Annotated in this window: 21 protein-coding genes; all 21 read right to left on the minus strand. The window is 66.6% G+C overall.

Annotation, left to right across the window (positions count from 1 at the left end; all coding sequences use genetic code 11):
• Positions 1-8: 8 nt before the first annotated feature.
• The 21 genes from AC1RGU_RS09980 to AC1RGU_RS10080 all read right to left on the minus strand — a co-directional run bounded on the left by AC1RGU_RS09980 (position 9) and on the right by AC1RGU_RS10080 (position 25,756).
• A complete protein-coding gene (locus AC1RGU_RS09980) occupies positions 9-1,655 on the minus strand; it encodes an isovaleryl-CoA dehydrogenase (RefSeq protein WP_492696282.1) in 1,647 nt (548 codons plus the stop codon).
• 127 nt (positions 1,656-1,782) lie between these two features.
• Entirely contained in the window at positions 1,783-2,799 is a 1,017-nt protein-coding gene (locus AC1RGU_RS09985; protein ID WP_492696284.1) for an NADP-dependent oxidoreductase, read from the minus strand.
• A 24-nt stretch (positions 2,800-2,823) separates the two neighbouring features.
• Positions 2,824-3,294: a PaaI family thioesterase gene (locus AC1RGU_RS09990; RefSeq protein ID WP_082817985.1), complete on the minus strand. Its 471-nt coding sequence runs from the start codon at positions 3,292-3,294 to the stop codon at positions 2,824-2,826.
• A 1-nt stretch (position 3,295) separates the two neighbouring features.
• Entirely contained in the window at positions 3,296-4,096 is an 801-nt protein-coding gene (locus AC1RGU_RS09995) for an SDR family oxidoreductase (protein WP_095745325.1), read from the minus strand.
• A gap of 70 nt (positions 4,097-4,166) precedes the next feature.
• A complete protein-coding gene (locus AC1RGU_RS10000; RefSeq protein ID WP_492696286.1) occupies positions 4,167-5,564 on the minus strand; it encodes a DUF2252 domain-containing protein in 1,398 nt (465 codons plus the stop codon).
• A complete protein-coding gene (locus tag AC1RGU_RS10005; protein WP_062471343.1) occupies positions 5,554-5,856 on the minus strand; it encodes a Dabb family protein in 303 nt (100 codons plus the stop codon). The genes AC1RGU_RS10000 and AC1RGU_RS10005 overlap by 11 nt, the downstream gene beginning before the upstream one ends.
• A gap of 20 nt (positions 5,857-5,876) precedes the next feature.
• Positions 5,877-6,116, minus strand: a complete 240-nt coding sequence (locus AC1RGU_RS10010) for a hypothetical protein (RefSeq protein WP_062471340.1) — start codon at positions 6,114-6,116, stop codon at positions 5,877-5,879.
• Between the two features lie 2 nt (positions 6,117-6,118).
• Positions 6,119-7,972 carry an acyl-CoA dehydrogenase gene (locus AC1RGU_RS10015; protein ID WP_492696288.1) on the minus strand — a complete coding sequence of 618 codons (1,854 nt, stop codon included), beginning with the start codon at positions 7,970-7,972 and terminating at the stop codon, positions 6,119-6,121.
• Positions 7,973-7,990: 18 nt separating this feature from the next.
• Entirely contained in the window at positions 7,991-8,470 is a 480-nt protein-coding gene (locus AC1RGU_RS10020; RefSeq protein WP_492696290.1) for a PaaI family thioesterase, read from the minus strand.
• Between the two features lie 2 nt (positions 8,471-8,472).
• Entirely contained in the window at positions 8,473-9,648 is a 1,176-nt protein-coding gene (locus AC1RGU_RS10025; protein ID WP_070060672.1) for an acetyl-CoA C-acyltransferase, read from the minus strand.
• A 49-nt stretch (positions 9,649-9,697) separates the two neighbouring features.
• Positions 9,698-11,176 (minus strand): M20 family peptidase, encoded by a 1,479-nt coding sequence (locus tag AC1RGU_RS10030; RefSeq protein ID WP_492696292.1) that lies wholly within the window; start codon positions 11,174-11,176, stop codon positions 9,698-9,700.
• 29 nt (positions 11,177-11,205) lie between these two features.
• Positions 11,206-13,308, minus strand: coding sequence for a 3-hydroxyacyl-CoA dehydrogenase NAD-binding domain-containing protein (locus AC1RGU_RS10035; RefSeq protein ID WP_492696294.1), 2,103 nt, complete (start codon positions 13,306-13,308; stop codon positions 11,206-11,208).
• Between the two features lie 237 nt (positions 13,309-13,545).
• Entirely contained in the window at positions 13,546-14,241 is a 696-nt protein-coding gene (locus tag AC1RGU_RS10040) for an ABC transporter ATP-binding protein (RefSeq protein WP_492677068.1), read from the minus strand.
• A 1-nt stretch (position 14,242) separates the two neighbouring features.
• A complete protein-coding gene (locus tag AC1RGU_RS10045) occupies positions 14,243-15,019 on the minus strand; it encodes an ABC transporter ATP-binding protein (protein WP_062471315.1) in 777 nt (258 codons plus the stop codon).
• A complete protein-coding gene (locus AC1RGU_RS10050) occupies positions 15,020-16,345 on the minus strand; it encodes a branched-chain amino acid ABC transporter permease (protein ID WP_062471312.1) in 1,326 nt (441 codons plus the stop codon). It lies immediately after the preceding gene.
• Positions 16,346-16,349: 4 nt separating this feature from the next.
• Complete coding sequence (locus tag AC1RGU_RS10055; RefSeq protein ID WP_095745331.1) at positions 16,350-17,303, minus strand: branched-chain amino acid ABC transporter permease; 954 nt, start codon at positions 17,301-17,303, stop codon at positions 16,350-16,352.
• Between the two features lie 83 nt (positions 17,304-17,386).
• Complete coding sequence (locus tag AC1RGU_RS10060) at positions 17,387-18,628, minus strand: branched-chain amino acid ABC transporter substrate-binding protein (RefSeq protein ID WP_062471306.1); 1,242 nt, start codon at positions 18,626-18,628, stop codon at positions 17,387-17,389.
• A gap of 201 nt (positions 18,629-18,829) precedes the next feature.
• Positions 18,830-20,059: a branched-chain amino acid ABC transporter substrate-binding protein gene (locus AC1RGU_RS10065; protein WP_062471303.1), complete on the minus strand. Its 1,230-nt coding sequence runs from the start codon at positions 20,057-20,059 to the stop codon at positions 18,830-18,832.
• Between the two features lie 140 nt (positions 20,060-20,199).
• On the minus strand, positions 20,200-21,843 hold the full coding sequence (locus tag AC1RGU_RS10070) for a 3-(methylthio)propionyl-CoA ligase (protein ID WP_070060678.1): 1,644 nt from the start codon (positions 21,841-21,843) through the stop codon (positions 20,200-20,202).
• A gap of 114 nt (positions 21,844-21,957) precedes the next feature.
• Positions 21,958-23,832, minus strand: a complete 1,875-nt coding sequence (locus tag AC1RGU_RS10075) for a CocE/NonD family hydrolase (protein WP_492696296.1) — start codon at positions 23,830-23,832, stop codon at positions 21,958-21,960.
• A 91-nt stretch (positions 23,833-23,923) separates the two neighbouring features.
• The gene (locus AC1RGU_RS10080; protein WP_492696298.1) at positions 23,924-25,756 is read right to left on the minus strand and encodes a carboxylesterase/lipase family protein; all 1,833 of its coding nucleotides are present in this window, start codon (positions 25,754-25,756) and stop codon (positions 23,924-23,926) included.
• Positions 25,757-25,789: the final 33 nt, after the last annotated feature.

Below are 25,789 nucleotides of genomic sequence, written 5' to 3' on the forward strand. Positions count from 1 at the left end.
GTCGGGGTTCAGCGCGGCTGCGCGCGCTGGATGATCGAATCGAAATCGGTGCCCGCGCCCAGCGTGCCGAAGGCCTGGCCCCAGTCGCCGCCCAGGCGCGAAGCGCAGAAGGCATCGGCCACGGCGGCGGGCGCGGTCTGCACCAGCAAGGCGGCCTGCACGGCCAGCGCCACGTCTTGGGCGAGGCGGCGTGCCTCGGTCTCGGAGGCCATGGCCTCGATGCGTGCGGGCAAGGCGTCGGCCAGGCGGTCGAGGGCGGCCTGCTGGCCGCGCGCGGGGGCCAGCTCGTGCGCCAGCGCGGCCACGGCGTCGCCCTTGCGCAGGCCGCGCAGCAGGTCGAGCGCCATGATGTTGCCGGCGCCCTCCCAGATGGAGTTGAGCGGCATCTCGCGGTAGATGCGCGCGAGGATGCCCTCGCCGCCCTCTTCCACGTAGCCGTTGCCGCCCAGGCACTCCATGGCCTCCTGCGCGAAGTGGCTGCCGCGCTTGCAGATCCAGAACTTGGCGACCGGCGTGAGCAGGCGCGCCATCAGGCGTTCGTGTTCGTCGCCTTGCTGGTCGAAGGCGCGGGCCAGGCGAATGGCCAGCGCGGTGGCGGCTTCGCTTTCGAGCGCGAGGTCGGCCAGTACGTTCTTCATGAGCGGCTGTTCGACCAGTGGCTTGCCGAAGGCCTGGCGCTGCGCCGTGTGGTTCAGCGCGATGCCCAGCGCCTGGCGCATGAGGCCGCTGGTGCCGAGCGAGCAGTCGAGCCGCGTCATCGTGCCCATCTCGAGGATCTGCGGAATGCCGCGGCCCTCCTCGCCCACCAGCCAGGCGCTGGCGCCGTGGAACTCGACCTCGGAGCTGGCGTTGGCCTTGTTGCCGAGCTTGTCCTTCAGCCGCTGGATGTGGATGGCGTTGCGCGTGCCATCGGGCAGCACGCGCGGCAGGAAGAAGCACGACAACCCGGCCGGCGCCTGCGCGAGGATGAGGAAGGCATCGCACATCGGCGCCGAGAAAAACCACTTGTGGCCGGTGATCGCGTAGCGCTCGCCCCAGGCGTCGCTGCCGTCGCGCACGGCCTGCGTGGTGTTGGCCCGCACGTCGGAGCCGCCCTGCTTCTCGGTCATGCCCATGCCCATGGTCACGCCGGGCTTGTCGTGCAGCGGCTTGAGCGCGGGGTCGTACCAGAGGCTGGCGAGCTTCGGGCCCCACTCGGCATGCACGCCTGCGTTGCCGCGCAAGGCGGGCGTGACGGCGTAGGTCATCGAGATCGGGCACAGGATGGACGGCTCCAGCTCGGTGAAGAGCATGAAGCCCGCCGCGCGCAGCACGTGCGGCGAAGCCGACGTGCCGGTCCACGGCGTGCCGTGCAGGCCGGCGCCGACCGCGGCAGTCATCAGCGCGTGGTAGCTCGGATGGAACTCCACCTCGTCGATGCGACGGCCGAAGCGGTCGTGCGTGTGGAGTTCGGGCGTGTGGATGTTGGCCAGCCGCGCATGCGTCTGCATGGCGGCCGAGCCGAGGGTGGCGCCCAGCTCCTGCAGCTGCGTGGTCTGCAGCGTGGGCGCGTTGAACTTCAACGCATCGCGCAGGGGGCGGTGGGTGTCGAAGAGGTTGTAGTCGACCAGCGGCGTGGGCTGGTTGAAGACCTCGTGTGTTCCAGCATTGTTCATACAGGACCTCCGACGATTCAATTCCAGGAACACCGCGGAACCGGCTTTGCCGGGCCGCAGGTGTTGCCCCCGGTAGGGGGTTGGCGAAGCGACACGAAGTGCGCGCAGCCTGGAGGCGAGCTCAGGCTCAGATCAGCTTGACCAGTTGCTTGCCGAAATTCTTGCCCTTGAGCAAACCCAGGAAGGCTTCAGGGGCGGATTCGATGCCCTGCGCCACCGACTCGCGCGGCTTGAGCTTGCCCGTGCCCACCAGCGTGCCGAGTTCGGTCAGCGCCTCGGGCCACACTTCCATGTGCTCGCTGACGATGAAGCCCTCGATCTTCAGGCGGTTGATGAGGATCAGCGCCGGGTTCGCCAGCGGCAGCGGCTGGCCGTCGTAGCCCGCGATCATTCCGCACAGTGCCACGCGCGCGAACGCGTTGGTGCGCAGCAGCACGGCGTCGAAGATGTAGCCGCCGACGTTCTCGAAGTAGCCGTCGATGCCGTTCGGGCAGGCTTCCTTGAGCGCGGCGCTCATGGTCTTCACGTCGGGGTGCTGGCGGTAGTCGATGCAGGCGTCGAAGCCGAGTTCGTCGGTCACGTACTTGCACTTGTCGGGGCCGCCCGCGATGCCGACCACGCGGCAGCCGCGCGCCTTGGCCAGCGCGCCGAAGGCGCTGCCCACCGCGCCGCTGGCGGCGGTGATGACGACGGTTTCACCTGCCTTGGGCGCGATGATCTTCACGAGGCCATACCAGGCCGTCACGCCGGGCATGCCGACGGCGCCGAGGTAGTGCGACAGCGGCACGTGCGTGGTGTCGACCTTCTTCAGCGCGCCGGGCTGCGAGGCATCGACCACGCTGTATTCCTGCCAGCCGCCGAAGCCGACGACCTTGTCACCCACGGCGAACTTGGGGTGCTTGCTCTCGACCACCTCGCCGACCGTGCCGCCCTGGAACACCTGGCCCACGGGTTGCGGCTGCGCGTAGCTCTTCGCGTCGTTCATGCGCCCACGCATGTACGGGTCGAGGCTCATGAAGTGGTGACGCACCAGCACCTGGTTGTCGGCGAGCGCGGGCGTCTCGACAGTCACCAGCTTGAAGTTGCTGGCCGTGGCTTCGCCCTCGGGGCGGTTGTCGAGGTGGATCTGCTTGTTGGTGGGCATGAAAGTCTCCGGGGGAATGGGATGTCAGTCGGTGGATGGCGGACGCATCGCGTTCGCGCTCGCGGGGCCGGTCGGCAGCCGGCGCTTCACGTACTTGAAGGTGCCGGTGGCATGGGCGCACACGCGCTCCTGCTCGTCGTAGATCTTGGCTTCGGTGAAAGCCAGCGTCGCGGTGCGATGCAGCAGCGTGCCGCGCGCGTGCAGCGGGCCGACCGACGGTTGCATGAAGCTGGTCTTCATCTCGATGGTGACCACGCCGGTCTCGGGCGCCACGCTGCGCGCGGCGGCCGCCATGGCGATGTCGAGCAGCGTCATGCAGGCGCCGCCGTGCGTCACGTCGAAGGTGTTCAGATGCTCTGGCTTGGCGGTGTAGATGATCTCGGACTGGCCGTCCTCGAACTTCGTGAGCTCGAAGCCGAGGTGGCGCGCGAACGGAATCTGGCTCGTGTACGAGCGGATGTTGATGTCGCTGGACTTTTCAGGCGAATCGGACATGTCAGGCCGCACCCAGCACCACGCTCACGCCCCCATCGACCGCGACCCACTGGCCGGTGATGTGCTTGCCGGCATCGCTCGCGTACAGCAGCGTCAGGCCCTTCAGGTCTTCGTCGTCGCCCAGGCGGCCCAGCGGCGCCGAGGCGGCCATGTGCTCTTCGCCCAGGGTCTTGATCAGGCCGGCCGCCATCTTCGTCATGAAGAAGCCCGGGCAGATCGCGTTCACGTTGATGTTGTACTTGCCCCATTCAGCGGCCAGCGTCTTCGTGAAGCCGATCACCGCGGTCTTCGAGGTGTTGTAGGCCAGCGTCTGCATGCCGGGCGGGTTGCCGTTCAGGCCCGCGATCGAGGCGATGTTGATGATGCGCCCGCGCTTCTTGGGGATCATGTAGCCGTTGGCAACCTGCTGCGCCAGGATGAAGTAGCCGCGCACGTTGAGGTTCATCACCTTGTCCCAGGCCTCGACGGGGTGGCTCTCGGCCGGCGAACCCCAGCTGGCGCCGGCGTTGTTGATGAGGATGTCGACGCCGCCCATGCGCTGCAGGGTCTCGTCGGCCAGGCGGCGGGTGTCTTCTTCCTTGGAGCAGTCGGCGGCGATCCAGCGCGCGTCGATGCCGGCGGCCTGCAGCTCGGCGGCGGCCTGTTCCAGGTCGTCGGCCTTGCGCGAGCTCAGCATGATCTTCGCGCCGGCTTCTCCCAGGGCATGGGCCATCTGCAGGCCCAGGCCGCGCGAGCCGCCGGTGATGAGCGCCGTCTGACCCGTGAGGTCGAACAGCTGTTGGGTGGTGCGGGGCTTCGTCATGTCGGTGTCTCCGGTGTGGATGATGAAAGAAGAGGGTTGCGTTGGCTGTGAAGGCGGTGGCTTCGGGCCGTCAGGACGCGGTGTCGTCGGCCTCGACGGCGGCGGCCTTGCCGGCGGCCACGGCTTTTTTCAGCCGGCGCCAGTCGGCCTCGTTCACGTCGGCATAGCCTTCGGCGAAATCGGCGAGCGCCGTGTTGAAGCTCCTGGAGCGCCCCAGGTAGCCGTCGATGGCCCAGGCGTCGCCGCCCTTGGCATGCGCGCGGGCCAGGCTGTAGCCGCAGGCCTCGGCGAACTCGAGCAGGTCGACCGGCTTGAAGTCCTCGAGCTTGTAGGAGGCCTTCATGTCGCGCAGCTGCCGCACGTAGAAGCCGCGCCCGCCCGGTCCCTGGGCCCAGCCCAGGAAGACGTCGCTGGCGGCCTGGGCCAGCCGCTGGCCCTGCACCACGCGCTGGCCCGGCGACGCTGCGCCTGGTGCCGCGCCCAGCGGGGCTTCGAGCACCGAATCGCCGGCCTCCTTGCACTGCAGGAACAGCGGGTGCGCGCGGTCGGCCACGAGCAGCAGCAGGAAGCAGCGTCGGCCGACCGAGCCGACGCCGGGCGTGAGCACCGCGACGTCATGCAGTTCGTAGCGGTCGAACAGCCGCTGGCGCTCGGGCGGCAGGCTGGCGCGGTACTGCGCCAGGAAGGCCGGCAGCCCGGCGCGAAAGCGCTTGATTTCACGCGCCGTCGCGCGGGCGTCGTGGTACACGAACGGCGGCTGGTCGCGGATCATGAGGCGGCCGTCGACCGTCTCGGTTGCGCTGTCGGCGAACACGCGCGAGGTGCTGCGGCGCGCCTTCTTGATGACCGCGAGCTCGGTCGCGTCTTCGGCGCCGAGCTTCAGCAGGGTTTGCGAGGTGAGCCGCGCGTACCAGGCCTCCAGCGTGTCCATGCGCGCGAAGGCCCGCATGCGGTCGCGGTAGGCCTCGGCCAGCTGCTGCACGGCCTCGCGCCCGATGCGCGGCTTGAAACCCCGGTCGCGCGCGGCCACCACGAACGAGGTGGCCAGCCGGCGCACGTCCCAGTCGAAGGGCCCTTGCAGGGTTTCGTCGAAATCGTTGATGTCGAAGACCAGCGCGCGCTCGGGGCTGGCAAAGAAACCGAAGTTCGCGAGGTGCGCATCGCCGCACAGCTGCGTCGCGATGCCGCTGTGCGGCAGCCTGGCGAGGTCGTTCGCCATCAGGCTGGCGGCGCCGCGGTAGAACGTGAAGGGGCTGGCCAGCATGCGGCCGTGGCGCACCGGCACCAGCTCGGGCACGCGGCCGCGGTTGGACGCCTTCAGCCAGCCGAGCGGATCGCGGTCGGCCGCGTCGGGCCGGGGCACCTGCGCCCACTGGCCGAGCGCACAGCGCTGGCGCTGCGCACGGCCGAACGCCCTCCGCTCGGCCGGTGAGGCCGTGGCGTCGGGCGCGTGGGGTTCAGAGCTCATAGTCCATGCACTGGCGGGCTTCTCGCACGGCGCCGATGAAGGGCTTCAGTGCCACGTGCTGCGGATGGTCCGCATAGGCCGCCAGCGCGGCGGCGTCGGTGAACTCCGAGTTCAGGATCAGGTCGTAGGTGGCCTCGAGCCCGGGCTGGGCAATGACCACCTCGAAACGGTGCGTGCCAGGCGAGAGCGTCGCGCAGGCATCGAGCAGCGCCTTGGCCTTGAGCAGGTTGGTCGCCTTGTCGGCGCCCTCGGCGTGCTCCTTGAACTTCCACATCACGATGTGCTTGAGCATGGTCGGTCCTTGCCTTGTTCTTACTTGAGCCGCGAACGCACGTAGATGAGCACGACGCCCACCGCAGCGACCACGACGCCGGGCACGGCCATCGACCAGCCCAGCGTGGGCTCGGTGCGGCCCGTGGCGATGCCCAGGATCACGAGGAACAGGCCGCCGTAGATCAGGATCCAGATCCACTTCTCGAGCCGCGCATGCGGCTTGGGTGGTTTCGGCGGTTGGGCGGCGGGCGGGGGTGAATTCGGGGCGGCGTTGGCCATTGTCAGAAAGCGTCCTCGGGCAAAGCGGTACAGGTCGGGTCACGGGTTTCGACCACCTGGAGCCAGGCACCGATTTTCGGCAGCTCGTAGTGGAAGAAATAGTCCGTGGCGCCGATCTTGCCAGCTGTTACCGCCCTCGCCTTCTGTGCGTCGATTTCCAGGGCCCGCAGCGCCACGTCGAGCCAGATCCAGGCCAGCACCGTGTGGCCGAAGGCCTGCATGTAGGGCACGGCGTTGGCCAGCGCGTCGGCCGGGTCGCCGGTGGACCAGGCGGCCTCCGTGGCGCTGCCGATGCGCTGCAGCGCGGCGCCCAGCGCCTTGGCGTGCGGCGCCAGCGCGGGCACCTTGGCGGCACGGCCGATGGTCTCGGTGACGCGGCCGGCCAGCAGCTGCAGGCCACGGCCCTTTTCCATCAGCACCTTGCGGCCCAGCAGGTCGGCCGCCTGGATGCCGTGCGTGCCCTCGTGGATCATGTTCAGGCGGTTGTCGCGCCAGTACTGCTCCACCGGGAAGTCGCGCGTGTAGCCGTAGCCGCCGTGCACCTGAATGGCCAGCGAATTGGCCTCCAGGCACCACTCGCTGGGCCAGCTCTTGGCGATGGGCGTGAGCACCTCCAGCAGCAGGCGGGCGTTGTCGGCCTGCGCGGCGTCGCCGGTCTTCTGCGTGTCGACCAGGCGGGCGCAGTACAGCTCCAGCGCCAGCGCGCCCTCGCAGTACGCCTTCTGGGCGAGCAGCATGCGGCGCACGTCGGCGTGCTCGATGATGCGCACCTGCGGCGCGGCCGAGTCCTTGGCCACGGCGGCGCCGGCGGCTTCGGGCTTCTTCACCAGCCGGCCCTGCGGGCGGCTCTTGGCGTACTCGAGCGAGGCGTAGTAGCCGGCCATGCCGAGCATGGTGGCGGCGGTGCCGACGCCGATGCGGGCCTCGTTCATCATGTGGAACATGCAGTGCAGGCCCTTGCCGGGCGCACCGACCAGGTAGCCCACCGCGCCGGCCTTGCCGCCGACCGGGTACTTGCCCTCGCCGAAGTTCAGCAGCGTGTTGGTGGTGCCGCGCCAGCCGAGCTTGTGGTTCAGGCCGGCCAGTGCCACGTCGTTGCGCTCACCGGTGAGTTCGCCCTGGGTGTCCACCATGCGCTTGGGCACGATGAACAGCGAAATGCCGCGCGTGCCCGGAATGAGCTTGCCGTTCTCGTCGGGAATCTTGGCCAGCACGATGTGCACGATGTTCTCGGTCAGCTCATGGTCGCCCGCCGAGATCCACATCTTGTTGCCCGTGAGCCGATAGCGCGGGCCCAGCGGGTCGTCCTGGAAGTCGGCGCCATCGGGCACGGCGCGCGTGGCCACGTCGCTCAGCGACGAACCGGCCTGCGGCTCCGACAGGCACATGGTGCCCGCCCAGCGACCCGAAAATTCATTCTTGGCGAACACCTCTTTCTGCTTCTCGGTGCCGTGCGCCATGAGCAGGTTGGCGTTGCCGCTGGTGAGCATGTTCGAGCCGATGCTCACCGAGGCCATCGCGAAGAAGCTGTTGGCCGCGGCCTGCACCGTGTAGGGCAGCTGCATGCCGCCGATATCGTAGTCTTGCGCGGCGCTCAGCATGCCGGACTCGACGAAGGCCTTGTGCGCGTCGTGCGTGGCCTGCGGCAGGATGACTTTCTCGCCGTCGAAATGCGGCTCCTGCATGTCGACGGTGCGGTTGAACGGCGCGTACTTTTCGCGCGCGATGCGCTCGCAGGTGTCGAGCACGGCGTCGAAGGTCTCGCGCGAGTGGTCGGCAAAACGCTCGCTCTGGTTGAGCTTCTCGGCGTCGAGCCAGTCGTAGAGCAGAAAGTCGAGGGTGGGACGCAGGCTCATGGTGATGTCTTCTTCAGGCTACGACTTCGCGGGCGACGAAGTCTTCTTCGGGGAATCGGGCAGCTTGGCGATGGTGCCCTGCGCCAGCGCGCAGAGCTTCTCGGTGCCGTCGTCGGCCACCGCCACCACCTCGCAGGTGCACACGGCCTGCGAGCTGCCGGTGTACACGGCCCGGGCGCGCGCAATCAGCCGCTGGCCGATGGCGGGCCGCACGTAGTTGATCTTGAATTCGGAGGTCACGACCGGCACGCGCAAGGCACTGCCGCCGGCAAAGGTCAGCGCGTTGTCGGCCATGTAGCTCACGATCCCGCCATGGGCGAAACCGTGCTGCTGCTTCAGCTGCGCGCCGAGCGGCAGCTGGAGCTCTGCATGGCCCGGCGCGAGCGCATGCAGCTCGGCGCCGATCAGCACGCTGAAGGGCTGCGCAGCCAGCACGCTGCGGCCGTAGGCCAGGACGGCTTCGGGCGAGACCTCCTGGTCATTGCCCAAGCCGGACATGGTTACAGGACCTCGAACACGCCCGCAGCGCCCATGCCGCCGCCGATGCACATCGTGACCACGACCTTCTTGGCGCCGCGGCGCTTGCCTTCGATGAGCGCGTGGCCCGTGAGGCGCTGGCCGCTCACGCCGTAGGGGTGGCCCACGGCGATGGCGCCGCCGTTGACGTTCAGGCGGTCGCCCGGAATGCCCAGCTTGTCGCGGCAGTAGATGACCTGCACGGCGAAGGCTTCGTTCAGCTCCCACAGGTCGATGTCGTTGACCGTGAGGCCCAGGCGCTTGAGCACCTTGGGAATGGCGAAGACCGGGCCGATGCCCATTTCGTCGGGCTCGCAGCCGGCCACGGCGAAGCCGAGGAAGCGGCCCAGGGGCTTCAGGCCCTTCTGCTGGGCGTACTTCTCGTCGACCACCACGCAGGCGCCGCCGCCGTCCGAGAACTGGCTGGCGTTGCCGGCCGAGATCAGGCCACCGGGCATGGCCGAGCGGATGCCGCTGATGCCTTCCTTGGTGGTGCCGGGGCGGATGCCTTCGTCGTTCTCGATCGTGACTTCCTTGGTGCGCAGGCCCATCACGGGGTCGGCCACGCCAGCCAGCACGGTGATGGGGGCGATTTCAGCCTTGAAGAGGCCGGCTTCGAGCGCGGCGGTGGCGCGCTGCTGGCTCTGTGCGCCGTACTCGTCCATGGCGTCGCGGCCGATGTTGTAGCGCTTGGCGACCTGCTCGGCGGTCTGCAGCATGTTCCAGTAGATCTCGGGCTTGTGCTTCACGAGCCAGGGGTCGGCCAGCATGTGCGTATTGGCTTCGTTCTGCACGCACGAGATGCTCTCGACGCCGCCGGCCACGTACACGTCGCCCTCGCCCGCGATGATGCGCTGGGCGGCGGTGGCGATGGTCTGCAGGCCCGACGAGCAGAAACGGTTGATGGTCATGCCCGAGGTGGTGACCGGCAGGCCGGCGCGCAGGGCGATCTGGCGCGCGATGTTGGAACCGGTGGCGCCTTCTGGCGTGGCGCACCCCATGATGACGTCGTCGACCGAAGCCGGGTCGATGCCGGCGCGCTGCACCGCGTGCTGCACGGCATGGCCGCCCAGCGTGGCGCCGTGGGTCATGTTGAAGGCACCCTTCCAGCTCTTCGCGAGCGGCGTGCGGGCGGTGGAAACGATGACGGCGCTGGTCATGGTGAGGTCCTTTGAAGATGGAAGGGAAAAGAGGGAAAAGACGGGGTCGTCATTGCGCCGGCGCGGCCGCGTGGGTGTTGCGCAGGAGCTGGTGATAGAAGCCGATCATCTCGCCGTAGTTCGAGATGGCCAGGCGTTCGTTGTTGCCATGGAAGCGCGCCAGGTCCTCGCTCTTCACGCGGAACGGCGAGAAGCGGAAGACAGCGTCGCTCACGAGGCTGAAGTGGCGCGAATCGGTGGCGGCGGTCATGAGGCCGGGTGCCACCACTGCATCGGGGAAGCTCTGGCGCACCGCCTGCTGGATCGCGCGGTAGCCGGTGCTGTCGGTGGGCGACACGGGCGACGGCTCCGAGTTGCCGGGGTACTGCTTGATCTTGATGTCGTCGTTGGCCAGCGTCTTGCGCAGGTGCGCCTCGACGCTCGCGATGCTGTCGCCCGGCAGGATGCGGAAGTTGACGGCGGCCTCGGCGCGGCCGGGCAGCACGTTGTCCTTGTTGCCGGCGCGCACGATGGTCAGCGCCGTGGTCGTGCGCAGCATGGCGTTGCTGCTCGGGCTCTTCTCGAGCTGGCCGCGCACCAGCGACTCGGTGAGCCACAGGTTGGACAGCATCACGCGGTTGACGCCGCTCATTTCGGGCGCGAGCGCACCGAACATCTGGCCGGCCACGCCTTGGATGCCGCCGGGCATCGGGTTGGCTTCGAGCCGGGCGAGCGCTGCGCTCATGCTGCCGATGGCGCTGTGTTGCGGCGGCATCGACGAATGGCCGGGGGCGGTGTCGAGCGACAGGAAGAACGTGCCATAGCCCTTTTCGGCCAGGCCGATGAGCGCTGCAGGCTTCGAGAGACCGGGCAGCACGCCGTCGAGCACCAGCAGGCCTTCGTCGAGCACCCAATCGAGGCGCACGTTGCGCGACTTGAGCAGTTCGGCGATGGGCAGCGCGCCGCGCAGGCCGCTCACCTCTTCGTCGTCGCCCATCACCAGGTAGACGGTCTGCTTCGGCTTGAAGCCGGCGCCGATGAGCAGCTCGATGGCTTCCATCTGCGCGAAAAGATTGCTCTTGTTGTCGAGCGTGCCGCGGCCCCAGACGAAACCGTCCTTGATCTCGCCGGCGAAGGGGTCCACCGTCCAGGCTTTTTCAGTACCGGGGGCGATGGGCACCATGTCCTGGTGCGCCATCAGCGCGATGGGCTTGGCGGACGGGTCGGTGCCGGCCCATGTGTAGAGCAGTGCCTTGTTGCCCACGACTTCCTTCTTCAGGGTGGCGTGGACCTTGGGGTACTGCTGTTCGAGGTAAGCGTGGAGCTTGTCGAACTCGGCCGCGTTGGCAGCCGAGTCGTCCATGCTCGACACCGTGCGGAACGTGATCGCCGTGGACAGCCGTTTGGCGGCTGCCTGCAGGTCGATGTCCAGCTTGGGTGCGGGCGCCACCGCGAGTTGCTGCGATGGCGTGGTCCAGGTCTTGACCGCCACGGCCGCCACGAGTGCCAGGAGCACCAGCAGCAGCCCGAGGAAGATGCGTTTCAACATGGGCGGTCTTGATCCTGGGTTCAGTCGTCTCAGCTGAAGGACTTGCCTTCGGCCACCAGCTTCTGGATCAGCGGTGCGGGCTGCCAGAACTCGGCGTCGTCGCGCGGGTTCTGCGCAAAGCGCTTCATCGTCTCGGCCACGTTGTACAGGCCGACCTGCGAGGCGTAGTGCATCGGGCCACCGCGGTAGATCGGGAAGCCGTAGCCGGTCAGGTACACCATGTCGATGTCGCCCGACTTGGAGGCAATGCCGTCTTCCAGGATGTGCGCGCCTTCGTTGACGAGGGCGAACACCAGGCGCTGCACGATTTCCGTGTCGGTGATCTTGCGCGGCGTGATGCCCAGTTCCTTGCGGTGGTCCTCGATCATCTTGTTGACGAGCTCCGACGGAATGGCGTCGCGCTTGCCGGCCTGGTAGTCGTACCACCCTGCCCCGGTCTTCTGGCCGAAGCGGCCCAGTTCGCACAGCTTGTCGGCCGTGCGGCTGTACTTCATGTCGGCGCGCTCGACGGCGCGGCGCTTGCGGATGGCCCAGCCGATGTCGTTGCCGGCCAGGTCGCCCATGCGGAACGGGCCCATGGCGAAGCCGAACTTCTCGATGGCCTTGTCGACCTGCTGCGGCGTGGCGCCTTCGTCCAGCAGGAAGCCGGCCTGGCGGCTGTACTGCTCGATCATGCGGTTGCCGATGAAGCCGTCGCACACGCCCGACACGACCGAGGTCTTCTTGATCTTCTTGCCGATGGCCATCACGGTGGCCAGCACGTCCTTGGACGTGGCCTTGCCGCGCACCACTTCGAGCAGCTTCATCACGTTGGCGGGGCTGAAGAAGTGCATGCCGACCACGTCCTGCGGACGGTCGGTGAACGAGGCGATCTTGTCGACGTCGAGCGTCGAGGTGTTCGAGGCCAGGATGGCGCCCTTCTTGGCGACGCGGTCGAGTTCCTTGAAGACCTTTTCCTTGACGCCGATTTCTTCGAACACGGCTTCGATGATGAGGTCGGCGTCCTTCAGGTCGTCGTAGCTCAGCGTGGTGCTCAGGAGCGCCATGCGCTGCTCGTACTTGTCCTGCTTGAGCTTGCCCTTCTTGACCTGGGCTTCGTAGTTCTTCTTGATGGTGGCAATGCCGCGGTCGAGCGCCTCTTGCTTCATCTCGAGGATCTTGACGGGGATGCCCGCGTTCAGGAAGTTCATCGAGATGCCGCCGCCCATGGTGCCGGCGCCGATGACGCCCACGGCCTTGATGTCGCGCTTGGGCGTGTCTTCGGGCACGTCGGGAATCTTGCTCGCGGCGCGCTCGGCCATGAACAGGTGGCGCAGGGCCAGCGATTCGGGCGTGAACATCAGCGCGGTGAACAGGCGCCGCTCTTCGGCCATGCCGTCGTCGAACTTCATCTTGGTCGCGGCTTGCACGGCGTCGACGCACTTCAGCGGCGCGGGGTAGTTCTTCGACATGCCGCCGACCATGTTCTTGGCGAACTGGAAGTAGGCATCGCCTTGCGGGTGCTTGCACGGCAGGTTGCGCACCAGCGGCAGCTCGCCGCCCTTGGCAGCGACCGACTTGGCGAACTCGACGGCTTCGTCGAACACCGACTCGGCCGAGGCGGCCAGCTTGTCGAACAGCTTCTGGCCCGGCAGGCTCGCGAGCAGTTCGCTCTTGACCGGCTCGCCGCTGACGATCATGTTCAGGGCGGTTTCCACGCCGATCACGCGCGGCAGGCGCTGCGTGCCACCGGCGCCCGGCAGCAGGCCGAGCTTGACTTCAGGCAGTGCCACGCTGGTGCCCGGTGCGGCCACGCGGTAGTGGCAGCCCAGGGCCAGCTCGAGGCCGCCGCCCATGCACACGGAGTGGATGGCTGCGACGATGGGCTTGGGCGAGGCTTCGAGCGAGAGGATCACGCTCAGCAGGTTGGGTTCTTGCAGCGCCTTGGGCGTGCCGAATTCCTTGATGTCCGCACCGCCCGAGAACGCCTTGCCGGCGCCGGTGATGACGATCGCCTTGACGGCGCTGTCGGCATTGGCCTTGGACAGGCCGTCGGTGATGCCGATGCGTGTCGAGAAGCCGAGACCGTTGACCGGCGGGTTGGTCAGGGTGATCACGGCGACATCGCCGAGCACTTTGTATTCAGCCGTCATGCTGCGTTCCTTGGTGTGTGAAGAAAAAGAAGAAAAAGCACGAGTGTTCTTTTTCGAAGATTCTAGGCGTTTTGCGTGGCCGAACAATGGCACGCAGTCGCTGTCGGGACAAGGGCCTCAAGAGAGAGCCGGACTTTCCAGGAACACCGCGGAACCGGCTTTGCCGGGCCGCAGGTGTTGCCCCCTGCAAGGGGGAAGGCGCGCGCGACACGAAGTGCGCGAAGCCTGGGGGTTTGCTTAAACCTCCAGCCACTCCCTGCGGGTGGTGCCGTCGGCGCGCAGGCTGTCGGGCGTGCCGTCGAACACGATGCTGCCGTGGCCCATGACGAGCGCGCGGTCGGAAATCTGCATCGCGATGGTGAGCTTCTGCTCGATGAGAAGCACCGAGATGCCCTTGTCCTTCAGCGTGCGCAGGTACTGCCCCACCAGCTCGACGATCTTGGGCGCGAGGCCTTCGGTGGGCTCGTCGATGATGATCAGGTCGGGGTCGCCCATGAGCGTGCGGCACAGCGTGAGCATCTGCTGCTCGCCGCCCGAGAGCACGCCGGCCTCGGTGTGCTGGCGCTCCTTCAGGCGCGGGAACATGCCGTACATGTCGTCGAACGACCAGCGGCTGCCCTTGCCCGAGCCCTTCTGCCCCAAGAGCAGGTTCTGGTGCACCGTGAGCTTGGGAAAGATGTCGCGGTTCTCGGGCACGTAGCCGATGCCCATGTGCGCGATCTCGTAGGCCTTGCGACGCAGGATGTCGCTGCCCTTCCACTGCAGCGTGCCTTCGGCATGCACCAGGCCCATGATGGCCTTGGCGGTGGTCGAACGGCCCGAGCCGTTGCGACCCAGCAGGGCCACGATTTCGCCCGGGCGGACGTCGAAGGAAACGCCATGCAGCACATGGCTCTTGCCGTAGTAGGCGTGGATGTCGTGAAGCTTCAGCATGTCAGTGTCCCGCCCCTTGCGCGTCGGCAACCGACGAACCCAGATACGCCTCCTGCACGCGTGCATTGGCGCGCACGGCAGCCGGCGTGTCGAAGGCGATGACTTCGCCGTAGACCACCACGGCGATCTTGTCGGCCAGCCCGAAGACCACGCCCATGTCGTGCTCCACCGTCAACAGCGTCTTGCCGACGGTGACGTGCTTGATGAGCGAGATGAAGTGCGAGGTCTCGGTCTTGCTCATGCCGGCCGTGGGCTCGTCCAGCAGGATCACGCCGGCGCCGCCAGCGATGGTCACGCCGATCTCGAGCGCGCGCTGTTCGGCATAGGTGAGGTTCACCGCATGCACGTCGCGCTTGCGCTCCAGGCCGATCTGCTTGATGAGCTCTTCGGTGCGCGCGTTGGCGTCGTCCAGGTTCGAGAGAAAGCGCAGGAACGTGTATTTGTAGCCCAGGCTCCACAGCACGCCGCAGCGCAGGTTCTCGAAGACGCTGAGCTTCGGGAAGATGTTGGTGATCTGGAAGCTGCGCGACAGCCCCAGGCGGTTGATTTCGTAAGGCTTCTTGCCGTCGATGCGCTGGCCGTTGAGCAGCACCTCGCCGCTGGTGGGCGTGAGCCGCCCGCTGATCAGGTTGAACAGCGTCGACTTGCCCGCGCCGTTCGGCCCGATCACGGCGATGCGTTCGCCGGCCTTCACCGCCAGGTCCACGCCGCGGATGATTTCGGTCTTGCCGAAATTCTTGCGCAGCGCCTTCAGTTCCAATGCGTATTGCGCGCTCATTTACGCCGCCTCCCGACGTTTGATTTCTGCTTCGATCTCTTCCTGCGCCTGGCCCCAGACCCGCACGAAGCGGCGCCGTGCCACCTCGAGCAGGCCCAGGCCGACGGCCAGGATCGCGATGGCGCCCAGCCAGCTGGTCACGCCCGCCGTGTTCAGCATGGTGCCGAAGAACTTCAGATCCGGGCCCATCGCCGCGTTGAGCTGGATGTGATAGATCATCTCGATCAGCGCGGCAGCGCCGACCACCACCGGCACCAGGGCCACAGCGAGCGCGGCATACAGGCCCCAGAAGCGGTTGAACTTGCCGAACTTGGCCACGCGCAGGTTCATCATGACCAGGCTGGCGATGCCGCCGGGGGCGAACATCACCATGAACACGAACACCAGGCCGAAGTACAGCTGCCAGGCCTTCGACAGTTCGGACAGCAGGATCGAGGCGAACACCAGCAGCACCGCGCCGATGATCGGGCCGAAGAAGAACACCGCGCCACCCAGGAAGGTGAACAGCAGGTAGCCGCCCGAGCGGATGGCGTTCAGGCTGTCGGCCGCGTTCACGATCTCGAAGTTGATCGAGGCCAGGCCGCCGCCGATGCCGGCGAAGAAGCCCGCGATGATGAACGCGAAGTAGCGCACGCGCTGCGTGTTGTAGCCGATGAACTCCACGCGCTCCGGGTTGTCGCGCACCGCGTTCAGCATGCGGCCCAGCGGCGTGCCGGTGAAGGCATACATCAGGGCGGTGCACACGAAGCAGTACGCGGCGATCAGGTAGTACACCTGGATCTGCGGACCGAAGGTGAAGCCGAAAAAGCTCGGGCCGTACACGCGGTCGGTGGTGATGCCGCCCTCGCCGCCGAAGAAGCTGGGGAACATCAGCGCCATCGAGGCCACGAGCTCGCCGATGCCCATGGTGATCATGGCGAAGGTGGTGCCCGACTTCTTGGTGGTCACGAAGCCCAGCAGGATGGCGAAGAACATCCCCGCCAGACCGCCGACGAGCGGAATGAGCACCAGCGGAATGGTCGGGCCGCCCTTGGTCGCCATGTTCATCGCGTGGATGGCGATGAACGAGCCCAGGCCGGTGTAGACGGCATGGCCGAAGCTCAGCATGCCGCCCTGCCCCAGCAGGATGTTGTAGCTCAGGCAGATGATGATCAGGTAGCCCATCTGCGAGAGCATCGTCAGCGCCAGGCTGCTCTTGAACAGCATCGGCGAGATGATCAGCACCAGGGCGAACAGCGCCCAGACCAGGTAGCGCCCGATGTTCCAGGGCTTGAAGCGGTAGTACCGCGTCGGGGTCGTCGGTGAAGTGGTGGTTGCGGTGGTCATGGTGTCAGTCCTCCCGGGTGCCCAGAAGACCCTTCGGGCGGAAGATGAGGATCAGCACGAGGAACAGGTACGGCAGGATCGGTGCGACCTGCGAGATGGTGAGCTTGAGCAGCTCGTAGCCGAAGGTCTGGTCGCTCACGGCCACGCCCAGCGCCTGCAGCGCGGTGGCCAGCGAGTGGTCCAGCGCAACGGCGAAGGTCTGGATGATGCCGATCAGCAGCGACGCCAGGAAGGCGCCCGCCAGCGAGCCCATGCCGCCGACCACCACCACCACGAAGATGATGGTGCCGACCGAGCCGGCCATGGCCGGTTCGGTGACATAGGTGTTGCCGCCGATCACGCCCGCCAGGCCCGCGAGCGCGGCGCCGCCGCCGAACACCAGCATGAACACGCGCGGCACGTTGTGGCCCAGCGCCTCGACCATGTCGGGGTGCTTCAGCGCCGCCTGGATCACCAGGCCGATGCGCGTGCGCGTGAGCAGCAGCCACACGGACACCAGCATCAACATCGCCACCAGCATGATGAACGAGCGCGACTTGGGGAACTGCGTGCCGTACAGCGAGAACAGCGGCCCCTGCAGCGCCTCGGGCAGGCCGTAGGGCACCGTGGAGCGGCCCCAGACCAGCTGGACCAGCTCGAGGATGAGGTACGAAAGACCGAAGGTCACCAGCAGCTCGGGCACGTGGCCGAACTTGTGGACCCGGCGCAGGCTGTAGCGTTCGAAGGCCGCGCCCAATGCACCCACCAGCAGCGGCGAGAGAAAGAGCGCGGGCCAGAAGCCGACGATGCCTGACAGGGTGTAGGCGAAATAGGCGCCCAGCATGTAGAAGCTGGCGTGTGCAAAGTTGAGCACACCCATCATGCTGAAGATCAGCGTAAGGCCAGAGCTCAGCATGAACAACAGCAGGCCGTAGCTGACGCCGTTGAGCAGTGAGATGACGAAGAATTCGACGTTCATCGGTCTTCCGTGTCGGTTGAAAAAGAAAGAGGCCCGAGTGTTGAAGTCGGGCCTCGACCGGTCAGGGGGCGATCAGCAGGCGATCAGGAGGCGCCGCCGGGTCGCTTCATCTGGCACGAGGTGGGCGTGCTCGAGACGTAGGGCTCGTAGTACTTGACCGGTGCCAGCGTGTAGCCGGTGTTCTCCGGGCTGTACGGGCTCTTCGCGTCGGCCTTCTGCCAGCGCGTGATCCACAGGCCCTGCTGCAGCTGGTGGTCGGACTTGCGCATCTCGACGTCGCCGTTGAAGCTCTTGAACTTCATGCCTTCCATGGCGGCCGCCACCTTCACGGGGTCGGTCGACTTGGTGCGCACGAAGGCTTCGGCGAGCATCGCGTACACGGTGTACGGCGACGTCGTGTACAGGTCTTCGTTGAAGCGCTTCTTGAACTCGTTCATCATCGGCGCGATCGGGCCCGGCGCGTTGTAGTGGCTGTAGCCCACCATGTAGACCTTGCCGTCCGAGGCCGCGCCCATGGCGGTCGGCGTGCCGTTGGTCACGGCGTAGTAGGTGTAGAACTTGACGTTCAGGCCCGCGTCGTTGGCCGACTTGATGAGCAGCGCCAGGTCGGAGCCCCAGTTGCCGGTGATGACGGTGTCGGCGCCCGAGGCCTTGATCTTGGCGATGTAGGGCGCGAAGTCGCGCACCTGGGCCAGCGGGTGCAGGTCGTCGCCGACGATCTGCACGTCGGGGCGCTTGGTCTTGAGGTTGTCCTTGGCGTACTTGGCGACCTGCTGGCCGTGCGAGTAGTTCTGGTTGATCAGGTACACCTTCTTGATGTCGGCCTGGTCCTTCATGAAGGTGGTCAGGGCTTCCATCTTCATGGAGGTGTCGGCGTCGAGGCGGAAGTGCCAGTAGCTGCACTTGCTGTTGGTCAGGTCGGGATCGACGGCCGCGTAGTTGAAGTACACGACTTCCTTGCCCGGGTTGCGGGCGTTGTGCTTCTCGAGCGCGTCCATGATGGCCAGCGCCGGGCCGGAGCCGTTGCCCTGCACCACGTAGCGCGCGCCCTGGTCCATGGCCGAGCGCAGCGCGGCGGTGGTTTCCTGCGGGCTGAGCTTGTTGTCGATGCCGATGACCTCGAACTTCACGCCGGCCACGTTCTTCTTGTTGAATTCTTCGGCCAGGAACTGGAAGGTCTTGAGCTGGTTGGTACCGACGGCCGCCATCAGGCCCGACAGCGGGTCCAGCCACGCGATCTTGACGGTCTCACCCTTCTGGGCAAGGGCACCGGTGGCACTTGCCGCGAGCACGGCGGCGGTAGCGATCTTCAGAGCGAACTTCAATCTATATCTCCTGGTCAAACCGATATCAAAAACGCTGCACAAGCGTACAAGTCTTTGCCACCCCACCCCTCAGGGAATGCCCGTAAGGAAGGGGCTGCAAAGGCACGTATCTATCGCGCAGGCGACAGTGCATTTCCTTCTTTTGCTACCCGACGGTAGGTATCTTCTACCGATGGGTAGGAAATGCGTTCACAAAGACGCCTAGGGGCGCTTCATCTGGCAGGTCGTGGGCGTGCTCGCCACATACGACTCGTAATACTTCACGGGGACGTTGGTGTAGCCGGTGTTCTCGGCGTCGTAGGGGTACTTGGCGCTGGCCTTCTCCCAGCGCGAGATGTACAGGCCCTGCTGCAACTGGTGGTCGGCCTTGCGCATCTCGACCTCGCCGTTGAAGCTCTTGATCTTCATGCCTTCGAGCGCCGCAGCCACCTTGACGGGGTCGGTCGACTTGGTCTGCACGAACGCAGCATCGAGCAAGGCGAAGGTGTGATAGATCGAGGACTGCGTCAGGTCGTCGTTCATCTTCTTCTTGTAGCCGGTCAGCAGCCGCTGGATTTCGCCGCCCATGTTGTAGTGGGCATAGGCCACGGTGTAGACCTTGCCGGCCGAGGTGGCGCCCATGGCCGTGGGCGTGCCGGCGCCCGGTGCGTAGTACGTGAGGAACTTGACGTCCAGCCCCGAGTCGTTGGCTGCCTTGATGAGCAGCGAGAGGTCGGAACCCCAGTTGCCGGTGATGACCGTGTCGGCGCCCGAGGCCTTGATCTTGGCGATGTACGGCGAGAAATCGCGCACCTGCGCGAGCGGGTGCAGGTCGTCGCCCACGATCTGGATGTCGGGGCGCTTGGTCTTGAGGTTGTCCTTGGCGAACTTGGACACCTGCTGGCCGTGGGAGTAGTTCTGGCCCAGGATGTAGACCTTCTTGATGTCGGCCTGGTCCTTCATCCAGGTGGTCAGCGCTTCCATCTTCATGGAGGTGTCGGCATCGAGGCGGAAGTGCCAGTAGCTGCACTTGCTGTTGGTGAGGTCGGGATCGACCGCCGCGTAGTTCAGGTAGAGCAGTTCCTTGCCGGGATTGCGCGCATTGTTCTTCTCGACAGCGTCGATGATCGCGAGCGCCGGGCCCGAGCCGTTGCCCTGGGTGATGTAGCGCGCGCCCTGGTCCTGCGCCGAGCGCAGCGCCGCGGTGGTCTCCTGCGGGCTCAGCTTGTTGTCGATCGCGATGATCTCGAACTTCACGCCCGACGCATTCTTCTTGTTGAACTCGTCAGCCAGGTACTGGGTCGTCTTGAGCTGGTTGGTGCCCACGGCCGCCATCAGACCCGACAGCGGGTCCAGCCAGGCGATCTTGACGGTTTCGCCCTTCTGGGCGAACGACGCTGAAACACTCACCAACATGGCGCAGGCGGCCACTGACTTGATACCGAAGTGCATGAAGAGTCTCCTGGTTGAAAGGCGGGACGCCAGCGTACAAGCGCCCTTTTCTTCGCCGCACAGGGAATGCCCGGAAGGAAAGCCGCCGGGGCGGCCTTCCTATCGCGTGCGCGACAGTGCGGGTGGGCTTTGGCCGTGCTTCAGAGGCCCGGCAGCTTGTAGTCCTTGAGCAGTTCGCGAAGCTTGGTCTTGAGGATCTTGCCGGTGGCGCCGATCGGAATGGCCTCCACGAACACCACGTCGTCCGGGATCTGCCACTTGGCGGTCTTGCCCTCGTAGAACTTCAGCAGCTCCTCGCGGGTGACTTCGGCGCCGGGCTTCTTCACGACGGCGATGATCGGGCGCTCGTCCCACTTGGGGTGGAACACGCCGATGCAGGCCGCCATGGCGATGGCCGGGTGCGCGACAGCGATGTTCTCGATGTCGATGGAGCTGATCCACTCGCCGCCGGACTTGATCACGTCCTTGCTGCGGTCGGTGATCTGCAGGTAGCCCTCGGCGTCGATGGTGGCCACGTCGCCGGTGGGGAACCAGCCCCGGCCCGCGGCGTCGGCGACCAGCGGGTTGCCGCCCTCGCCCTTGTAGTACTCCTTGACGACCCAGGGGCCCTTGACCAACAGGTCGCCGTAGGCCTTGCCGTCCCAGGGCAGCTCGTCGCCGTTGCCGTCGACGATCTTCATGTCGACGCCGAAGATGGCGCGGCCCTGCTTCATGCGGATCTGCAGCTGTGCGTCGGCGGGCAGCGACAGGTGCTTGTTCTTCAGCGTGCACAGCGTGCCCAGCGGGCTCATCTCGGTCATGCCCCAGGCATGCAGCACCTCGACGTTGTAGTTCTCCTGGAACGCCGTGATCATGGCCGGCGGGCAGGCCGAACCACCGATGACGGTGCGGTTCAGCTTGCTGAACTTCAGGCCGTTGGTCTGCATGTGGCCCAGCATCATCTGCCACACGGTGGGCACGCCGGCCGCGAAGGTCACGCCTTCGGACTCGATGAGCTCGTACACCGACTTGCCGTCCAGCGACGGGCCCGGGAACACGAGCTTGCAGCCCACCAGCGCGGCCGAGTACGGAATGCCCCAGGCGTTGACGTGGAACATCGGCACCACCGGCAGCACCGAGTCTTGCGCCGAGATGCGCATGACATCGGGCAGCGCGGCAGCGTAGGCATGCAGCATGGTCGAGCGGTGGCTGTACAGCGCGGCCTTCGGGTTGCCCGTGGTGCCGCTCGTGTAGCACATGCTCGAGGCCGAGTTCTCGTCGAAGGTGGGCCAATCGTAGGTGGTGGACTGCGTGCCGATCCAGGCCTCGTAGCTCACGAGGTTGGGCACACCGCTGTCGGCCGGCAGCTTGTCGGCGTCACACAGTGCAACCCATTTCCGGATCGTGGGACAACGCGCATGCACCGCCTGCACCAGCGGCAGGAAGCTCAGGTCGAAGCACAGGATCTGGTCTTCGGCATGGTTGGCGATCCACGCGATCTGGTCGGGGTGCAGGCGCGGGTTGATGGTGTGCAGCACGCGGCCGCTGCCGCTCACGCCGTAGTACAGCTCCAGGTGGCGGTAGCCGTTCCAGGCCAGGGTGGCGATGCGGTCGCTGAACAGCAGCTGCTCGCCATCCAGCGCATTGGCCACCTGCCTGGCGCGCGATGCGATGTCGCTCCAGGTGCAACGGTGGATATCGCCCTCGACACGACGCGAGACGATCTCGCCGTCGCCGTTGTGGCGCTCGACGAACTCGATCAGCGACGAGATCAAAAGCGGTTGGTCTTGCATCAAACCCAGCATCTACGGACTCCTATGTGAAATGACTTCAAAAAGCGTTGCGAACGAGAGATTCACGCAAGCTTCGGCCACTTGCACAATGACACAAACCCGCACTGCATGATTGAACGAAGCGGCTCAAGTGGGCGCCTTCGGACCGGTGCCCGCAGGCACCGTCACCACGTTGGTGCGGCACGGCTGGCGCAGCGTCTTGCCGCACTCGGGCAGCGCGGCCGCATGCGGGTAGGCGACGTAGCCCAGCACGATGCTCGACGCGTTCGCGCCCTGGTGCCACAGCGTGTTGGTCGACGGCCTCGTGTCGTTGCCGAACAGCCAGAAGCCGGTCTGCGACGGCGAGTCCACCGTCACGCGGATGCTGGAGCCGGCGCGAAAGACATGGGCGAACTTCTGGATCTCGATGCGCACCAGGTTGGGCTGGCCGGCCTGCAGCGGCGCTTCCTTGGGCTGGGTGAAGTCGCCGAAGGGGCGCAGCTCGGTGGAGCGGCTGGCGTCGAGCGCCCGCTTGGAGGCGCGCAGCCAGCCGCGCTGCACGAACATCTCCTTGCCGTCGGGCCGCACTTCCGACACTGTGACCTGCAGGTCGGTGCTGTCAGCGGTGGCGCTCAGGTACAGGTCGGCCGAGCCTTCCCCGTAGAAGCTCAGGTCCTCGGGCAAGGCGGCGGTGGTGAAGGTGAGCTGGCCGTCCTTTTCCGCGTCGGCCACGGCCTGCCAGCCTTCGGCGGCCGGGTTGTTCACCACCGGGCTCTTGGCCGGATAGCGGTAGTCGGACGAGGCCGCGCCGGCGGTCGGCTTGGCATCGGCGAGCACGCCGCCCGGCTGCATCCACAGGCGCATCGGCTTGACCTTGACCGGCAGGCGGTCGAACTCGGCCACGCCCGTCTGCTTCAGCTTGGCGGCGCCGTTGATCGCCTTCTGGTCGGTCTGCTGCATTTCCTGCAGCAGGCGCACGTGCGGCTCCTTCTCGAAACCGTTGTCCTCGCCCTTCACGAAATGAGCCAGAAAGCGCTTCAGCGTACCGTCGATGTAGTCGGAGGTGACGTTGGTGTGGTGGTCGCCGTTGGAGCTGACGAGCCACATCTTTTCGGGCGCCATGGTGTCTTCGTAGTAGCCCGAGCGCGGGCCGATCTGCTCGTCCTGCCACGACTGGGTGCCCAGTGCGGGAATGTCGATCTTGCCGGTCTCGTAGAACGCGCTGCGCTTCACGTAGAGGCCATCGGCGTACGGGTTCTCGAGCCACTTGGTCAGGTCGAGATCGGGGCGCTTGAGCTTCTCGATGTTGTCGGCCACGGTCTTGGCGCACTCCGTGTCGCCGTCGAGCTTGGCGGCCAGCGCGGCCGCGCGGTTCCAGGTGGCCGGGAAGCCGCCCCACCACTGCGCGGGAAAGCCGACGTTCTTGATGCCGCCCGGGTAGCCCACGTCGCGGTACGGGTCGGTCACGTTCTTGCTGGGCGTGATCGCCAGCAGGCCCTTGGGCCGGTGCGCGGCCACCCAAAGCTGGTTGTAGCCCGAGTACGAGTAGCCGATCATGCCGATCTTGCCGTTCGACCACGGCTGCTTGCCGGCCCATTCGAGGGCGAAGGCACCGGCCGCGCCGGTGCTGGCGTCGAAGACCTGGTCGTCGCCCGTCGAGCAGCCGGTGCCCGGCACGTTCAGGCCCATCACCGCATAGCCCTCGGCCAGCCAGCGCTGACCGATGTTCGGGGCCGAGCCCGAGCCGTAGCCGTCGTACTCGACCAGCAGCGGATAGGTGGCATTGCCTCCGCTGGGCAGCAGCAGCGAGTAGCGCATCCTGTTGCCGTCGGGCAGCGTGATGTAGCCCCACTTGCGGACCGGGCCCGTCTCGGGCGCGACCGGCGGCTGCGCGGGTGGCGTTTCGGCGACGGGCGGAAAGAAGCTGAACCCGCTGCCGCCCGACGAACCGCCACCGCAGGCCGCAAGGCCCGCCGCGATGGCAAGCAGCGACGCGGCAAGGCGCCATCGGCGGGGGTGCATCGAAATCCTCATGGTGTTGTCTCTGTGATCGTTCTGGTGGATGGCACGCGTTGCCCAGGCGCGTCTCGGGGCAGGACGGCGATACCCTGTCTCAGGGCGCCGCGGTGATCTTTGTGGCGGTGGGCGTGGCGTCGAGCAGCAACTGCGAGGGCCACGTTCCCCAGGTGGCACCGAGCTCGGGCGTGTTCGGATCGCCGTTGCGCATGAAGGCCCCGACGCTGGCCATGACGGCCTTCGACAGCGCCACGCGCCCCTTCTCGTTGGCCTTGCCGCCCATCACGTTGCTCAGCAGCGAACCCTCGAAGTTGCCGAACACGAACGGCAGGTCGAAGGCGTGCGATGCGCCGTACACGTCGTTCCACGGCGCGGCCTCCTGCGACCAGTCGAGACGGTAGTGCCAGATGTTCGACTGGCGCGTCTTCATGGTGTTGAGCAGGTTGTCGCGGTTGGCCTCGAACAGCCCCTTCGTGATGAGCGCGGTGGCCGCGTTGTAGCCGGTGCCGGCCTTGTCTACCGGAAGGTAGAACGGGTCGATGATGTGGTTCACCGTGAGCGTGGGCGCAGCATCGGGGTTGAAGTTGAACATCATCGAGAAGCGCGGGGCATCGGTGACGATCCAGCCCGACGTCGGGAAGCCGATGGTGCCCAGCAGCGACGCGAAGAGCTTGCCCTCGTCGCGCGTGTTGCCCGCGAGCATGGGCACCTTGACGTACTTGTCGGCTGCGATGGCGCCGATCGGGTCCGCCGGCAACACCGTGCCATCGGGAATGGGTGCCACGCTGCCCAGACCGGCTGCCGTGACCTGGGTCAGCAGCGCCCCACCCGCCTGCGCACGCATGTACTCGGCGATCTGCGTCGGCGTGCGCGTGCCGATGTACACCTTGGCCGCCGCTTCATCGGCCACGGTGCCGTCGGCGACAAGCAGCTTTTCGAGGATCGCCTGGCCCTGCGTCAGCGAGGCCGAAGCCGGCTGCAGCGTCGGCAGCGTCCCGGGCGGCAGATTGGTCTTGAGCGAAATGCCGCCACTCATCTCGAAGGCCTTGTGGAACAGGCCCTTGGCCATCGGCGAGGTCATCACCGCCAGCAGGTTGGTCGCGCCGGCCGATTCGCCCGACAGCGTGACGTTGCCCGGGTCGCCGCCGAAGTTGGCGACATTGCCCTGGATGAAGCGCAGCGCCGCCATGTTGTCCAGCAGCGCGAAGTTGCCCGAGTCGTCGCCCGCCGTGCCGCCCGGCCGCAGCTGCGGCATGTTCAGAAAGCCCAGGATGCCCAGGCGGTAGCTGGCGGTGATGACCACCGCATTGGTGGCCTTGGCCAGCGCCGCGCCGTCGTACAGCGGATCGGCCGTGTAACCCGAAATGTTGCTGCCGCCATGGATGAACAGCAGCACCGGCAGGTTCTTCTCGGTGGTGGCCGGACGCCAGATGTTGACGAACAGGCAGTCTTCGCTGCCGACCGGCTTGCCCAGGTTGGTGCCGATGGTGGCGTCGTAGGTGTTGCTGGTGCCGGGACTGAAGATCCGCCCGATCTGCAGGCAGGCGTTGCCGAAGGCCTTGGCCGGGCGGATGCCGGTCCAGGCTTCGGGCTCGACCGGTGCGCGCCAGCGCAGCGCGCCGACCGGCGGCTGGGCGAACGGAACACCCTTCCAGGACCAGGTGCCGTTCCTGGCGCTCTCGTCCGTGCCCTCGACCTTGCCGGCCGTGGTCTGGCGCACCATCGGGCCGTCGGCGGCGGGTGCCGGAGCGGGCGCGGGTGCCGGAGCCGGTGCAGGCGGCAACACGGGAAAGGCGGTCGCCCCGGACGAACCGCCACCGCAGGCTGCAAGCGCCGCCGCGGCGGCCAGCGTGGCCACGGTGGCGATGGCGCGCGCCATCGCCGTCTGTCCTGCCGCACCCTGGTCTTGTGCTGTTGTCGTTGTCTTCATGTTTTGTCTCCACACCGGGTTAATCGGAATTCC

This window comes from Variovorax sp. GW823-FHT02B07 (genome assembly GCF_058797695.1).